Raw genomic sequence first — 14,636 nt, 5'->3', positions numbered from 1 at the left:
AACTGGATGCCAGTTTTGCATCAGTGCAATTTTTTGACTTCGGAGTGACCGCCTCCGTCCCGACCGTGCTCGAAGTGGCGGCGCGCTCTCGCGTGTGCTTCCAGCGGAGCGCCCAGGGCGTCGAGACCGAGGAGCGCCGCGCCCAGGACGGGGCGGGCGTGCACGACGCGGGGGACGGCGCGCGGGGCGCGCCGGGCCAGCAGTTCGCCGATCCGGTCGTTGAGGAGGGGATGAGCGGCGGCCAGTACGCCTCCACCGAGCAGCACGGGCACATCCGCGTCCAGCAGGTCCAGCCGGCGCAGCGCCACCGTCGCCATCGTGACGACCTCCTCCGCCATACGTGCCACGAGGGACGAGGCCACGGCGTCTCCGCCGTCGGCCACCTTGAACAGCACCGGAGTCAGCTCCAGTCGCCGCGCGTACGGGATGTGTCCCAGGTGCAGGGCCTCGATCAGCGCGTACATGGAGGCCAGCTCGAAGTGCGCGGGCAGCGCGGTCGCCAGCGCGGTGGCCGCACCGCGGCCGTCCTCGGCGCGGGCCGCGTGCCACAGCGCCTCGTCGGCGAGTCCGCCCCCGCCGCCCCAGTCGCCCGAGAGCCGGCCGAGTGCGGGGAAGCGCGCGGTACGTCCGTCCGGGAGCATCCCGGCGCAGTTGACGCCCGCGCCGCACACGACGGCCACACCGCACGGTGCGGCGTCGCCGTGCTGCGCGCCGAGCCCGGCGCGCAGCACGGCGAAGGTGTCGTTGTGCACGGTGACGTCCTTGCCCCAGCCGCGTTCGGCGAGTGCCGCCGCCAACTGCTCCTCCTCGACGGGCAGGTCCGCGTTGGCCAGACAGGCCATCACCTGCTGCACCGCGGGCAGCGGGTGGGAGCCCGCGGCGTCCTGCCGCGCCCTCGACACCGCGTCGGCCAGCACGTCGACGGCGGTGCGCACGCCGACGGCCGACGGGCGGAAGCCGCCGCCGCGTGCCGTGCCCATGACGCTGCCGTCGGCGCCGAGGAGAGCCGCGTCGGTCTTGCTGTTGCCCGCGTCGATGGCCAGGACGGCCGGGACCGTCCCCTCGGCCCCCGGGAGCGGCGAGGCGGCCCCGGGTCCCGGTGCGGTCTGCGGTTGGCTCAGGCCCACGCCAGGTGCTCCTTGTTGTGCGCGAGGAGCTGGTCGGTCAGCTGCTCGGCGTACTCGATCTGGCCGATGAGGGGGTGGGCGAGCAGCGCCTTGAAGACGCGGTCGCGGCCGCCGTGCAGCGCCGCGCCGAGGGCGAGGTCCTCGTACGCGGTGACGTGTGCGATCAGCCCGGTGAACTGCGGGTCGAGGGCGGGTACCGGCAGCGGGTGCGCGCCGTCGCGGTCGATCCGGGCCTGGGTCTCGATGACCGCGTCGTCGGGGAGGAAGGGCAGGGTGCCGTTGTTGAGGGTGTTGACCGCCTGATGGGTGCTGCCGCCCTCGCGCAGCAGCGAGGCGGCCAGGTCGACGGCGGCCTCCGAGTAGTAGGCGCCGCCGCGGCGGGCGAGCAGTTCGGGCTTGGTGTCGAGCGCCGGGTCGGCGTACATCTCGAGCAGCTGCTTCTCCAGCGCCGCGACCTCGGCCGCCCGGGTGGGCTTCTGCCGCTGGGCGCGCACCACCTCGTCGTGCGCGTAGTAGTAGCGCAGGTAGTAGGACGGCACGACGCCGAGGCGGTCGACGAGGGTGCGGGGCATGTGCAGGTCGTCGGCGACGGCGTCGCCGTGCTCGGACAGCAGCTTCGGCAACACGTCCGTGCCGTCGGGGCCGCCGAGCCGCACGCCCAGCTCCCAGGTGAGGTGGTTGAGGCCGACGTGGTCGAGGTGCACCTCGGCGGGGGAGACCTCGAGCAGCTTGGCGAACTTGCGCTGGAAGCCGATCGCGACGTTGCACAGCCCGACGGCCTTGTGTCCCGCGGTGAGCAGGGCGCGGGTGACGATGCCGACGGGGTTGGTGAAGTCGATGATCCAGGCGTGCGGGTTGCTGCGGCGGACCCGCTCGGCGATGTCGAGGACGACGGGCACGGTGCGCAGCGCCTTGGCGAGGCCGCCGGCGCCGGTGGTCTCCTGGCCGACGCAGCCGCACTCCAGCGGCCAGGTCTCGTCCCGGTCGCGGGCCGCCTGCCCGCCGACGCGCAGCTGGAGCAGTACGGCGTCCGCGCCGTCCACGCCGGCGTCCAGGTCGGCCGTGGTGGTGACGGTGCCGGGGTGGCCCTGCCTGGCGAAGATCCGCCGGGCCAGGCCGCCGACCAGCTCCAGCCGGTCGGCGGCCGGGTCGATCAGGACGAGCTCGTCGATGGGGAGCACGTCGCGCAGCCGCGCGAAGCCGTCGATGAGTTCGGGGGTGTAGGTCGAGCCTCCGCCGACCACTGCGAGCTTCATGTGTGTCTCAGCCCTTTACTCCGGTGAGGGTGACGCCTTCGACGAAGGCCTTCTGTGCGAAGAAGAAGACGATGATGACCGGCGCCATGACCAGCAAAGTGGCCGCCATCGTCAGGTTCCAGTCCACACTGTGCGCGGACTTGAACGATTCGAGCCCGTAACTGAGCGTCCAGGCGCCCGGGTTCTGGGCCGCGTAGATCTGGGGGCCGAAGTAGTCGTTCCAGCAGTAGAAGAACTGGAACAGCGCGACGGCGGCGATGCCGGGCTTCGCCATCGGGACGACGATCCGCAGCAGGGTGCGCACCTCGCCGCAGCCGTCGATCCGGGCCGACTCGATGTACTCCTTGGGGATCGTCAGCAGGAACTGCCGCAGCAGGAAGATCGAGTACGCGTCACCGAACGCCATCGGGATGATCAACGGCCACAGCGATCCCGACAGGTGGAACTGCTGCGCCCACACCAGGTACATCGGCACGACGATCACCTGCGGCGGCAGCATCATCGTGGAGATCACCAGCAGCATGGCCGTCCGCCGGCCGCGGAAGCGGAACTTCGCCAGCGCGTAGGCCACGGGAAGTGACGAGCACACGGTGAACAGCGTCCCCAGCAGCGCGTACATCAGCGAGTTGCGCCACCAGTCGAGGAAGCCGGGGGTGCGGAAGACCTTCGCGTAGTTCTCCCAGTGCCACGAGGTGGGCCACAGCTCGCCGCTCATGGCCTGCCCGTCGCCCATCACCGAGGTCAGCAGTACGAAGACGAACGGCAGCACGAAGGCCAGCGCGAGCGCGACGGCGGCGGAGTGCACGGCGATCCAGTGCAGTACGCGCTTGCGGCGTGCCCTGCGGCTCGCCGGGGAGGGTCCGGGGGAGGGCGTGCGGGCCGCCCTCGGGGGCCGGGCCGCAGCGGAGGGCGGCGTGGCCGTCGGAGTGGTCGGGGTCGTCATCTGATCAGTCCTCCGCCGACAGCAGGCCGCTTCTGCGGCGCATGAGCAGCATGGTCACGGCCATCGCGATGGCGAACAGCACCAGGGAGAGCACGCAGGCCGCCCCGGTGTTGAAGTTCTGGAAGCCCAGCTGGTACACGAGCTGCGGCACGGTGATCGTCGAGTGGTCGGGGTAGCCGGGCTGGATGACCGTGCCGGGGCCGATGGTGACGCCGGAGGCCAGCTTTCCGGCCACGAGCGCCTGCGTGTAGTACTGCATCGTCTGCACGACGCCGGTCACCACCGCGAACATCACGATCGGCGTGATGTTCGGCCAGGTGACGAAGCGGAACTTCGTCAGCGCTCCGGCGCCGTCCAGTTCGGCCGCCTCGTACTGTTCCTTGGGTACGTCCAGCAGCGCGGCCATGAAGATCACCATGAGGTCGCCGATGCCCCACAGCGAGAGCATCACCAGCGACGGTTTGGCCCAGGCCGGGTCGTTGAACCAGTTCGGCCCGTCGATCCCGACCGCCGAGAGTATCTCGTTGACCGGCCCGGTCGCCGGGTTGAGCAGGAAGACGAAGGCCACGGTGGCGGCCACCGGGGGTGCCAGATAGGGCACGTAGAAGGCGGTGCGGAAAAAGCCCACACCGCTCTTGAGCTTGGTCACCAGCAGCCCGATGCCGACGCCGAAGACCACGCGCAGCGCGACCATCACCACGACCAGCCACAGCGTGTTCCACAGCGCCGGGCCGAACAGGGGCATCTGCGTGAAGACGTACGACCAGTTGCGCAGTCCCACGAACTCGGGCTGCTTGATCTGGTTGTAGTGCATGAAGGAGAAGTAGACGGTGGCGGCCAGCGGGTAGCCGAAGAAGACCGAGAACCCCACGAGCCAGGGCGACAGGAAGCCGATCGTGCGCAGCCTGTCGCGCCTCCTCTTGCGGCGCAGCCGCGCGTCGGAGGCCGGGGCGGTGGGGCCGGGCGTCTCCGGCCTGGTGCCGGAGGAGAGGGAGGGTGCCATGGCCGCGCTCCTAGTTCTTGGCCTGGAGGGTGTCGGCGTCGATCTGCCTGTCGAGTTCACGCAGACCCGCGCCCAGGTCGCCGGCCTTTCCCGCCTCCACCGAGTAGGAGAAGTCCTGGAAGGCCGTCACGTACATGCCGCCGGTCGTCGAGGGCGGCAGCGCCTGGCTGTGCGGGTTCCTCGCGATCCGCAGGAACGTGCGGAAGGCCGGGTCGGCGTCCAGCTCCGGGGAGGTGAGGGCCGCCTTGGTGGAGGGCACGTTGTGGATCGCGTTGGCGAAGGACACCACCTGTTCGGTGTCGGTGGTCAGGAATCTCAGCAGCTCCCACGCCGCGTTCTGGTGGGTGCTGCTGTGGGCGATCCCGGCGACCGTGCCGGTCAGGTAGCCGCGCCCGTAGGTGTCGGCCTGGTCGTCGGGTACCGGCAGCGGTGCCACGCCCCAGTCGAAGTCGGGCTCGTCCTCCTGGAGCATCAGGCCGCGCCACTCGCCGTCCAGGTGCATCGCCAGCTTGCCGGTCATGAACCCGCTCTGCCGGGACATCTCGTCGCCGAAGCTCTGCCGCAGCCGCTCCAGTGCCGCGTAGCCGCCCTGGGCGTCCGAGAGCTTCTTCATCGTGCGGTAGAACTGCCGGGTGAGCGGCTCCTCGGCGAGGCGGGCCTTGCCGTCCTGGTCGAAGTAGCGCGGGCCCCACTGGGCGAACAGCCGGTCGGGACTGTTCTGGTACAGGCGGAAGTTGGGCATGAAGCCGGCCCTCTCGACCCGGTCGCCGTCGCGCTCGGTGAGCTTGGCCGCGTCCTCGGCGAACTCCGACATGGTCCGCGGCGGACGGTCGATGCCGGCTTTCGCGAAGGCGTCCTTGTTGTAGTAGAGCCCGAAGGCGTCGGCCAGCAGCGGCAGCGCGCACTGGGTGCCCTCGTACCGCGTGTAGTCCAGCAGGGTGGAGGGAAAGACCTTCTTCTTGTCGACACCGCTTTTCTTCAGGAAGGGGTCGAGGTCGGCCCACATCCCCGAGTCGCAGTACTGGCCGACGTTGTTCGTGGTGAAGGAGGACACCACGTCGGGTGCCTTGTCGCCGCCGGCCCGCAGCGCCTGGTTGACGGTGGCGTCGCTGACGTTGCCCGTGGTCTCGACGTGGATGTTGGGGTGCAGCTCCTCGAAGCGCTCAACGCTCTTGTCGATCGCTTTCACCTCGCCGGGTTCGGACCAGCCGTGCCAGAACCTCAGCGTGACGGGCGCGTCCGGGTCGTCGTCGGCGCTGCCGACGCTGGGGTTGGCGCAGCCGGACAGCAGCAGCCCGGTGGCGAGCAGCACGGCCGGCCAGGCGCGCAGACGCGGAGGCGGCATGGGAACTCCTTCAGGGCAGGGTGGGGTGGGGCCTGAGTGCGCAAGCGGGGGCGCGCCGCCGGGAGAGCGGGGCGCGGTGGGCGGCCGTGGGGCGTGCGGAGCGGGGTGCGGTGGCCGCCGTCAGGCGGTGTCGAACACCTGCTCGCGTGCCTGGGCCAGGGCGGACAGCAGGGCGCCGGTCAGAATCGGGTCGCCGTCCAGATCGCTCAGCCGCAGCAGCGGACGGGGCAGCGCGAGCCCGGTCAGCTCCTGCTCGACCAGCGTGCGCAGTTCTTCGCCGCCCGTCTGCGGCACCGCACCCGACAGGACGACGAGTTCGGGGTCGACGACGGCGACCACGGCGGCGATCCCGGCCGCCAGCCGGCGTGCGGTCTCCTCGCGCACGGGCGGATCGGCCAGCGCGTCGGGGAGCGGCCCGCCCCCCGCGAGTTCGCGGACGGCCGAGACCGAGACCAGGCTCTGGAAGCCGCCGCCTGCCCGCGCCGTCGCGTACTCGCCAGGGCCGCCCCGGGCCAGCGGCGCCCCGGGCAGCGGCATGTAGCCGATCTCGCCCGCGCCGCCCGTCGCCCCGCGCAACAGCGTGCCGTCCACGACGACGGCCGCGCCCGTACCGTTGTCCACCCAGACCAGCGCGAAGTTGTCGTGGTCCTGGGCGGCCCCCTCGTGCTGCTCGGCCATGGCCGCGAGGTTGACGTCGTTCTCGATCGTGACGGGGGCGCCGAGCACCTCGGCCAGTTCGGCGCGCAGCGTCCTGGAGTGCCAGCCGGGCAGGTGCGGGGCGTAGCGCAGCTCACCCGAGTGCGGGTCGATGGCGCCGGGTGTGCCGATGACCGTGGTGTGCGGCTCCCGCGTGCCGGGACCCGCGTCCGCCAGGGCGCCGTCGACGGCCTCCTTGACCAACTGCGCCGTGCGGTGGCGCACGTGGTCGGCCACCGAGTCGGCCTCGACGCGCGCGCGGCCGACGACCGTGCCCGTGATGTCGGCGACCACGGCGGAGATGCCCCAGGGGTCGGCCGACAGCGCGGCGACGTGTGCGGCGGCGGGATCGATCTCGTACAGCAGCGCGTTGGGGCCGGGTTTGCCGCGCTCCTTGTTCCGGGTCCGCACGAGCCCGGTCTCCGTGAGCCGGTTGAGGAGCTGGGAGGCGGTCGGCTTCGACAGGCCGGTCAGTTCGCTGATCCGGGTGCGGGTCAGTGCCCCGTGGGCGACGAGCAGATCGAGTGCGGCCCGGTCGTTCATCGCCCGCAGCACACGTGGCGTTCCCGGGGTCCCGGGCGCTCCCGGGGTGCCGGGTATGCCGCTGGAGTCGGCGTGTGTGGTGGCCAAGGTGGAGCCCCGTCCGTCCGGGCCGCCCGGGCGACGGTGCACGGGCGGCGGGATTCGTTAGGAAAGTTTCCTATCGATGGCGGGAACCTAGAACTCCGCCGACGGCCACGTCAATGGCTGCGGACGGAAGCAACCGAGCCGTGATCTGCGCGCCGGACGGGCGGTCGGCTGCCATCCCCTGATCCGGGCACCCCTGGGGCCCCGTGGGGCGCGTTCGCGAAAACGCGCGCAAAGGGCGGTAGACCATGCTCTATGGCGCGGGAGTGGCGAAGACGGCTGAGGCGGTGGCGCGGGCGGCGAAGGGCCCAGGAGCCGGGGGAGCGCGGAGCACGGTTCGCGGGGCGCAGCGTCGCCGCTCAGGTGTTCGCCCTGCAACTGGCGATCGTCCTGCTGCTGGTGCTGGCGGGCGCCGCCCTCCTCGCCTGGCAGGCCCGCGCCGCCGACGTGCGCAGCGCCCGCGACCGGTCACTGGCCTGCGCCGGCACCCTGGCGGCCGCCCCCTCCACCGCAGCGGCCCTCCGTTCCACCCGTCCGACGGCCGCACTGCAACCCGTGAGCCTCCGGGCGCGCGACGCGTGCGGCATCGACTTCGTGGCGGTGCTCGACGACGGCGGCGTGCGCCTCTCCGACCCCCTCACCGAGCTGATCGGCAGACGCGCCGCGGGCGACTTCAGCAGGGCGCTGGCCGGCGAGACCTACCTCGAACGCTTCCACGGAGAGCCCACGGACTCGGTGCGGGCGGTCGCGCCCGTACGGGACTCGGAGCGCAAGGTGGTCGGCCTCGTCACCGCGGGCGTCGACCTGGCCACCGTCTCCGCCCGGCTCGACCGGGAACTGCCCTGGGTCGGCGTCGGCGCCGTCGGCGCGCTCCTGCTGGCCGCCGCGGGCGCGGGCCTGATCAGCAGGCGGCTCAAACGGCAGACGCGCGGCCTCGGCCCGACCGAGGTGACCCGGATGTACGAGCACCACGACGCGGTTTTGCACGCGGTCCGCGAGGGCGTCCTCGTGCTCGACGTCGACCGGCGGCTGCTTTTGGCCAACGACGAGGCCCACCGCCTCCTGGGGCTGCCCGCGGGCGCGCAGGGGCAGCGCATCGGCGCGCTGCGCCTGCCGTCCGGCGTCGGACAGCTGCTGGTCTCGGGCCGTACGGCCACCGACGAGGTGCACCCCGTCGGCGAACGGCTGCTGGCCGTCAACCAGCGCCCCACCGGCGGCGACGGCGACCCGAGCGGCACCGTGACCACTGCGCGGGACACCACCGAGCTGCGGGAAGTGGCAGGGCAGGCCGAAGTCGCCGCCCAGCGTCTCGAACTGCTCTACACGGCAGGGCTGCACGTCGGCACGACCCTCGACGTGAAACGCACCGCCGAGGAGCTGGCCGAGGTCGCCGTGGACCGGTTCGCCGACGTGGTGAGCGTCGACCTGCTCGACCCGGTGATCGAGGGACAAGAGCCGCTGCCCGACCCCACCACCGCCACCGTGCGGCGCGTCGCCCTGCGCTCGGCGGTCGGCGACCACCCGTTGCAGCCCCTGGGCAGCAGACCGCGCATCCCCCCGGTGGCCTTCCGCACGACGGGAGACGCGGTTCAGGTCGCACCCGTCTTCGAGCCCGACCTGGCCGCCGCCACCGAGTGGCGCGAGATCGACCCCGAAGGCGCCGCACACATCCTCTCCTCGGGCTTCCACTCGCGGATCACCGTGCCGCTGCGGGCCAGGGGCACCGTTCTCGGACTCGCCAGCTTCTGGCGCCGCGACCAGCAGCCCTTCCAGCCCGAAGACCTCGCCTCCGCGCAGGAACTGGTCGCCCGCACGGCGGTCTGCGTCGACAACGCACGGCGCTACGCCCGCGAACACGGCATGGCCGTCACCTTGCAGCGCAGCCTGCTGCCGGGCGGACTGCCGGAACAGAACGCGGTCGACGCCGCCTACCGCTACGTGCCCGCGCAGGCGGGCGTCGGCGGCGACTGGTTCGACGTCCTCCCGCTGCCCGGCGCCCGCGTGGCGCTGGTCGTCGGCGACGTCGTCGGACACGGGCTGCACGCGGCCGCCACCATGGGACGGCTGCGGACGGCCGTGCACAACTTCTCCTCGCTCGACCTGCCGCCCGACGAACTCCTCGCCCACCTGGACGAGCTGGTGGTCCGCATCGACCAGGACCCCACCCGCCGCCCGGAGACCGAGACGGTCACCGGCGCCACCGTGCTCTACGTCCTGTACGAGCCGGCCACCGGGCAGTGCCACATCGCCAGAGCCGGCCACCCGCCGCCCGCACTGGCCAGGCCCGACGGGACGACCGCACTCCTGGACGTGCCGGCCAACCTCCCCCTGGGGCTGGGCACGTCACCGTTCGAGACGCGCACCCTGACGGTCCCCGAGGGCAGCCGGCTGGTCCTCTACACGGACGGTCTGATCCGCTCGCGCGGCCGCGACCTCGACGAGCGGCTGGAGACCCTCCTCGAGGAGGTCGCCCGCGCGGGCCGCGACCCGGACGAGACCTGCGGTGCCCTCCTGGAGGCGCTGCTGCCCGGCAGGTCGCACACCGACAGGGACGACATCGCGCTGCTCGTCGCCGTCACCCGCAGGCTGCCGCCCGACCGGGTCGCCGAGTGGGAGGTACCCAGCGACCCCGAGGCGGTCGCCCCGGTGCGTGCCGCCTGCATGGACCGGATGACCGCATGGGGCCTGGAGGAGACCGCCTTCACCGCGGAACTCGTCCTCAGCGAGCTGATCACCAACGCCGTCCGCTACGGAGCGCCTCCCGTCACCGTGCGGCTGCTCTGCGACCGGTACCTGACCTGCGAGGTGTCCGACAGCAGCAGCACCGCGCCCCATCTGCGCCGTGCCACCACCGTCGACGAGGGCGGCCGCGGCCTGTTCCTCATCGCCCAGCTCGCCCAGCACTGGGGCACCCGCTACGGGCCGCACGGCAAGACGATCTGGGCCGAGATGCCTCTGACGGACAGCGCCGAGCACGAGGCCCAGTGGACGTGAGGGGCGGGCCCGGGCGGACCCGCCCACGGCGCGGGCAACGCGAGATCCGCCGCGTGCGGTGCCGGGAGCGCGAGTCCCCGCGTTCACGGCGCCGGGAACGCGAGACTCAGCGCGAAACGGCTTCGCGTATCGGTCCACATCCGCTCCAGGCGCCAGCCGCTGTCCGCGAGTTCGACCCGCAGCCTCTCGGGACGGAACTTGGCCGACACCTCGGTGCGCAGTTCCTCACCCACCTGGAAGTCGAAGCTCGCATCGAGCGCGGGCACCTTCACGCTCAGTGCCGCACGGGCGCGCAACCGCATCTCGATCCACTCCCGTTCCGCGTCCCACACCGCGACATGGTCGAAGTCGGCCGGATCGCAGTCCGCGTCCAGCTCGCGGGCCAGCACCCGCAGGACGTTCTTGTTGAACTCGGCGGTCACACCCCGCGCGTCGTCGTATGCGGCCACCAGCAGCGCGGGTTCCTTGACCAGGTCGGTGCCGAGCAGGAGCGCGTCTCCAGGGGCCAGCGAGGTGCGCAGCCAGGTCAGGAAACGGGCGCGTTCGGCCGGCAGCAGGTTGCCGACGGTGCCGCCCAGGAAAGCCACCAGACGGGGGGACGGCGAGGCCGGCAACGGGAGCCCGGCCAGGAAGTCGGCGACCATGGCGTGCACCCTCAGCTCCGGGCGCTCGGCCAGCAGCGCCCGTCCGGCCGCCTCCAGGGCCGAGGAGCTGACGTCCACCGGCACGTACAACAGCCGCTCGGGCAGCGCGTCCAGCAGCAGCCGCGTCTTGACCGACGAGCCCGACCCCAGCTCCACCAGGGCACCCGCCCCGGACAGACGGGCGATGTCCCCGGCGTGCCGCGTGAGGATCTCCTGCTCGGCCCGGGTCGGGTAGTACTCGGGCAGGCCGGTGATCTCCTCGAACAGTTCGCTACCCCGCGCGTCGTAGAACCACCGCGGCGGCAGCTCCTTGGGTACGCGCGACAGGCCCCGGGCCACATCGGCCGCCAGCGCCGCCGAGGTGGCCCCGGGCGGCAGGCTGCGGGTGAGGGAGAAACGGGGGGTGTTCACAGATCCTCCAAGCCAAGAATCTCGACGTGCGCGGCATCCCCTGCGACGACGCACCCCTCGGGCACCTGCCGCCAGCCCTGATCCGTGTCGTACGGCTCCGAGGCCACCGTCAGCGACTCCTGCGGCCGTGCCAGCACCCACAGCGACTCGCCCACCGCCGTCCCGGCCACACCGCGTCCGTCGGTGAGCAGGAAGTTCAGCCGCGATCTCGGTGCTGCCCGTGCCAGCGCGGCCGCCGGCTGCGCCACGGCCGCTGCGAGCGAAGCGCCGGAGCGCAACCGGTGCAGCACCAGAGCCCAGGCCAGTGCGGCGTCGGTGCGCGCCTCCACGTCGAGCAGCTCCCGCGTGCTCAGCGTGCGGGCGGCCACGTCGGCGACCGAGGCGGGCCAGCCGGTGACCGCCCCGTTGTGGCTGAACAGCCAGCTGTCCGCGCCGAACGGGGCGACGGCCGCCTCCCCGCCGGAGCAGCCGTCCGTGGCGTCCCGCACCGCCGCCAGTACGCCGTCGGAGCGCACCACGCGGCACAGATCGGTGAACGAGCCGTCGGCCCACACGGGGCCGGTGCGGCGGTACCGCGCCGGGACCGGGTCGCCCTCGGCGTACCAGCCGACCCCGAAGCCGTCCGCGTTCACCGTCCCGTGGCCCTGACGGCGCGGCTCCCACGACTGGCGCACCAGGGAGAACTCGGGCCGCACCAGGAGGTCCCGCAGGGCGCGCGCGGGCCCCACGTAGGCGAGGTGGCGGCACATCAGCCGCAGTCCCGGCAGGCCGGCGCGCAGGCCGTGCGGAACCCCGAGAAGATCTGCCGGCGCACCGGGTGGTCCCAGTTGCGGAACGTCGCCCTCGCCACCACGGAACCCACCCCGAAACCCCCGCCCCGCAGCACCTTGTACCCGTGACCGAAGAACACCTCGGAGTACTCCCGGTAGGGGAACGCGATGAAGCCCGGGTAGGGGGCGAAGTCGCTCGACGTCCACTCCCACACGTCGCCCAGCAGCTGCCGTGCGCCCGTCGCGGAAGCCCCCTCGGGGTAGCTGCCCACCGGGGCGGGCCGCAGATGGCGCTGGCCCAGGTTGGCGTGGCGCGGGCCCGGCGGCTGTGCGCCCCACGGGAAGCGGCGGCTGCTCGAGGTGTCCGGGTCGAAGCGGGCCGCCTTCTCCCACTCGGCCTCCGTCGGCAGCCGCCGCCCCGCCCACCGGGCGTACGCGTCCGCCTCGTACCAGCTGACATGGAGTACCGGTTCGTCAGCCGGTACCGGCTCCGCCACTCCGAAGCGCCGTCGCCACCACCCGCCCGCACCGTCCCGGCGCCAGAACAGCGGCGCCCGCCACCCGTGGCGGCGCACCTGCTCCCAGCCCGCCGGGTGCCACCAGCGCTCCTGGCGGTAGCCGCCGTCCTCGACGAACCGCAGGTAGGCGCCGTTGCTGACCGGCAGCGTGTCGATGTGGAAGGCGTCCACCTCGCGGCGGTGGGCCGGGCGCTCGTTGTCCAGCGCCCACGGCTCGTCGTCGGTGCCCATGGTGAACGGGCCGCCGGGTATCGCCACCTGGGGCGGCAGCGACGCCACGTCGGACGGCGCGGGCGGCGGAGGGGGAGCGCCCAGTGCGGCGGGGCCGCGCCGCAGCTGGTGGGTGATCAGCATGGTCTCGGCGTGCTGCTGCTCGTGCTGGGCGATCATCCCGAAGGCGAATCCGCCGTGCAGCAGCCGGCCGGTCCCGCTGAAGCGGGCCCGCTCCAGCACGTCGAGGGCGCGAAAGCGCACCTCGGTCAGATAGCCGCGCGCCTCGCCAGGCGGCAGCAGCGGCAGGGTCGGGCGTTCGGCGCGTGGGTGCTCGAACGCGTCGTAGAGTGAGTCGATCTCCGGACGGAGCGCGTCTTGGCCGCCGGCGGCACGCAGCAGCCACTGCTCCTCCTGGTTGGCGATGTGCGCCATGTCCCACACGAGCGGCGACATCAGCGGCGAGTGCTGTGCCGTCAGTTCTCCGTCCTCGACGCAGTCGGCCAGGCCGAGGGTGCGCCGGCGCGCCGCGTCCAGCGCGTCGAGGGCCCGTGCGCGCGGCCCGGCGCCGTCTTCCGTGATGCCGGCGGTCATCGAGACCTCTCCTTCCCCGCGTCGCCCTCTGGGCGGGGCGGCGCGGCAGGTGGGGGAGCGGCGGCATGGGTCGCGCTGCCGCACGCGTCGAGGGTGTCGTCGGCGGGGCAGCGGCCCCGGGTCACGTAGCGGGCGGTGAAGTCGCCGACGGCCGCGACGACGGTCCGGTCCGCGCCCATCCGCGGCAGCGCTTCCAGCGCGGCGGCGAAGCAGGCGGCGGCGGCCGCCCGCAGCCCGGGGTCGCTCAGCCCGTCCCTGGCCGCCCGCTGCCACAGGGCGTTGCGTGGCGCCTGCGCGCCGGCGCAGAGGCTGGCCAGCGGCCGTACGGCCCGGAAGGCGGCCTGCGCGGCGACGGCGTCGTCGAACAGGGCGGTCGTCACGGCCAGCGGTACGATCCAGCCGTCGTCACCCGACTGGGCGTCGATCATGCGCAGTTCCAGGTGGCCGCAGGGCCGTACCGGCGGGAAGAGCGTGGTCAGATGGTAGTCGAGGTCCGCCAGCCCCGGCGGCCTGAGAGCGGCACAGTCGGGGCCTGGGGCCGAGCCGTGCCGCCGGCCGCGGCCCGACCAGTGACCGATCCACTGGCGGAAGGTCATGCCGTCCCGGGGTACGGTCCACGGGCCCTCACGCGACCGTACGCACAGCACCGGCGCGTCCAGCGCGTGCCGGGCCCACGAGGAACGCGGGTTCTCCCGGCTCACCGGAGCGGGGGAGAGGTTGCGGTAGCCGTCCAGGGCCGCCCACACGGCCTGGCGGCCCGACCGCCAGCCCGCCCAGTCGCCCTCCACCACGGGAGAGTTCGCGAACGCGGCCGTCAGCACGGCCCCCAGCACGTGGGCGAGGAACCAGCGCCGCCGGAGCCCGAAGGGCCCGCGCCCCGCGACGCCCGCGTCCACACACACCTGCACGGACGCGGAGGAGCGCATCATGGTCCGGCCGGCCGGGCCCGTGCGGTCGAAGAAGCTCTCCATCGCGCGATAGCGCGGGGCGTCCAGCAGCCGGGGGCCGCACCGCTCGTCCAGCCCCCTGCCCACCAGCCGTATGCCGTGGCGGGCCAGCCGGGCCCGGGCGGCGGTCAGGTCGGCGCCGACCGCCTCGATGCACGCGGGGAGGGACTCCGACGGGCGGGAGCTGAACTCGACCTGTCCGCCGGGCTCCAGGGACACCACCGACGACAGCGGCAGGGCCCGCAACTCGGACACCGCCGCTTCCAGCGCGGCCGCGCCGACGTGCTCACGTCCGGGGGCCGCCTGCCGCACACTGCCCGTCCGCGGTGCCGGTGGGAGACCGTCGACGGGGTGGACCAGCCATTCGAGTTCGACGCCGACCCGGCGTGGCGGCCCGGTCTTGAAGCAGATGCCGTGCACCCGCGCCAGCGCCGCCTCCTCCGTGAGCAGTTCCCGCACTTCCCCTGACGCGATGACGGTCATGCCCGCCCCCTCGGTCCACGTGGTGGTGGCGTACCGGACGTGAGCTGCTCACCACACTGAAACCGCTA

General features: G+C 73.0%; 11 protein-coding genes. 1 reads left to right on the top strand and 10 read right to left on the bottom strand.

What is annotated here, in order from left to right:
* Nucleotides 1-20 precede the first annotated feature (20 nt).
* The 6 genes from DQ392_RS08045 to DQ392_RS08020 form a co-directional block, all read right to left on the bottom strand.
* Nucleotides 21-1,121, bottom strand: a complete 1,101-nt coding sequence (locus DQ392_RS08045) for an N-acetylglucosamine kinase (protein WP_425470506.1) — start codon at nt 1,119-1,121, stop codon at nt 21-23.
* Complete coding sequence (locus DQ392_RS08040) at nt 1,118-2,383, bottom strand: 6-phospho-beta-glucosidase (protein WP_114014823.1); 1,266 nt, start codon at nt 2,381-2,383, stop codon at nt 1,118-1,120. Before DQ392_RS08040 ends, DQ392_RS08045 begins: the two co-directional genes overlap by 4 nt.
* Before the next feature lie 7 nt (nt 2,384-2,390).
* Nucleotides 2,391-3,326: a carbohydrate ABC transporter permease gene (locus DQ392_RS08035; RefSeq protein WP_114014822.1), complete on the bottom strand. Its 936-nt coding sequence runs from the start codon at nt 3,324-3,326 to the stop codon at nt 2,391-2,393.
* Nucleotides 3,327-3,330: 4 nt separating this feature from the next.
* Nucleotides 3,331-4,329: a carbohydrate ABC transporter permease gene (locus tag DQ392_RS08030; protein WP_114014821.1), complete on the bottom strand. Its 999-nt coding sequence runs from the start codon at nt 4,327-4,329 to the stop codon at nt 3,331-3,333.
* A 10-nt stretch (nt 4,330-4,339) separates the two neighbouring features.
* On the bottom strand, nt 4,340-5,674 hold the full coding sequence (locus tag DQ392_RS08025) for an ABC transporter substrate-binding protein (RefSeq protein ID WP_114014820.1): 1,335 nt from the start codon (nt 5,672-5,674) through the stop codon (nt 4,340-4,342).
* Between the two features lie 120 nt (nt 5,675-5,794).
* Nucleotides 5,795-6,913 (bottom strand): ROK family transcriptional regulator, encoded by a 1,119-nt coding sequence (locus tag DQ392_RS08020; protein WP_245981275.1) that lies wholly within the window; start codon nt 6,911-6,913, stop codon nt 5,795-5,797.
* A gap of 339 nt (nt 6,914-7,252) precedes the next feature.
* Between DQ392_RS08020 and DQ392_RS08015 the strand changes: the two genes are divergently transcribed.
* Nucleotides 7,253-9,991: a SpoIIE family protein phosphatase gene (locus tag DQ392_RS08015; RefSeq protein WP_114014819.1), complete on the top strand. Its 2,739-nt coding sequence runs from the start codon at nt 7,253-7,255 to the stop codon at nt 9,989-9,991.
* A gap of 83 nt (nt 9,992-10,074) precedes the next feature.
* Here DQ392_RS08015 and egtD read toward each other — a convergent pair whose 3' ends face one another.
* The 4 genes from egtD to egtA are packed head-to-tail and all read right to left on the bottom strand — an operon-like array spanning nt 10,075 to nt 14,568.
* Nucleotides 10,075-11,046: an L-histidine N(alpha)-methyltransferase gene (gene egtD, locus DQ392_RS08010; protein WP_114014818.1), complete on the bottom strand. Its 972-nt coding sequence runs from the start codon at nt 11,044-11,046 to the stop codon at nt 10,075-10,077.
* Nucleotides 11,043-11,795 carry an ergothioneine biosynthesis protein EgtC gene (egtC, locus tag DQ392_RS08005; protein ID WP_114014817.1) on the bottom strand — a complete coding sequence of 251 codons (753 nt, stop codon included), beginning with the start codon at nt 11,793-11,795 and terminating at the stop codon, nt 11,043-11,045. Before egtC ends, egtD begins: the two co-directional genes overlap by 4 nt.
* Nucleotides 11,795-13,138, bottom strand: a complete 1,344-nt coding sequence (gene egtB, locus DQ392_RS08000) for an ergothioneine biosynthesis protein EgtB (protein ID WP_114014816.1) — start codon at nt 13,136-13,138, stop codon at nt 11,795-11,797. Before egtB ends, egtC begins: the two co-directional genes overlap by 1 nt.
* Nucleotides 13,135-14,568 (bottom strand): ergothioneine biosynthesis glutamate--cysteine ligase EgtA, encoded by a 1,434-nt coding sequence (egtA, locus tag DQ392_RS07995; RefSeq protein ID WP_114014815.1) that lies wholly within the window; start codon nt 14,566-14,568, stop codon nt 13,135-13,137. Before egtA ends, egtB begins: the two co-directional genes overlap by 4 nt.
* Between the last annotated feature and the right edge of the window lie 68 nt (nt 14,569-14,636).

The sequence above is a fragment of the Streptomyces reniochalinae genome (genome assembly GCF_003323735.1).
GTDB classification, from domain to species: Bacteria; Actinomycetota; Actinomycetes; order Streptomycetales; family Streptomycetaceae; genus Streptomyces; species Streptomyces reniochalinae.
The sequence above is the reverse complement of the archived record's forward strand: the minus strand, read 5'-3'. Positions and strand labels throughout refer to the sequence as shown.

Coding starts and splice junctions, on each gene's coding strand:
- DQ392_RS08040 (WP_114014823.1), bottom strand. CDS start 2,383: ATGAAGCTCGCAGTGGTCGGCGGAGGCTCGACCTACACCCCCGAACTC.
- DQ392_RS08035 (WP_114014822.1), bottom strand. CDS start 3,326: ATGACGACCCCGACCACTCCGACGGCCACGCCGCCCTCCGCTGCGGCC.
- DQ392_RS08030 (WP_114014821.1), bottom strand. CDS start 4,329: ATGGCACCCTCCCTCTCCTCCGGCACCAGGCCGGAGACGCCCGGCCCC.
- DQ392_RS08025 (WP_114014820.1), bottom strand. CDS start 5,674: ATGCCGCCTCCGCGTCTGCGCGCCTGGCCGGCCGTGCTGCTCGCCACC.
- DQ392_RS08020 (WP_245981275.1), bottom strand. CDS start 6,913: ATGAACGACCGGGCCGCACTCGATCTGCTCGTCGCCCACGGGGCACTG.
- DQ392_RS08015 (WP_114014819.1), top strand. CDS start 7,253: ATGGCGCGGGAGTGGCGAAGACGGCTGAGGCGGTGGCGCGGGCGGCGA.
- egtC (WP_114014817.1), bottom strand. CDS start 11,795: ATGTGCCGCCACCTCGCCTACGTGGGGCCCGCGCGCGCCCTGCGGGAC.
- egtB (WP_114014816.1), bottom strand. CDS start 13,138: ATGACCGCCGGCATCACGGAAGACGGCGCCGGGCCGCGCGCACGGGCC.
- egtA (WP_114014815.1), bottom strand. CDS start 14,568: ATGACCGTCATCGCGTCAGGGGAAGTGCGGGAACTGCTCACGGAGGAG.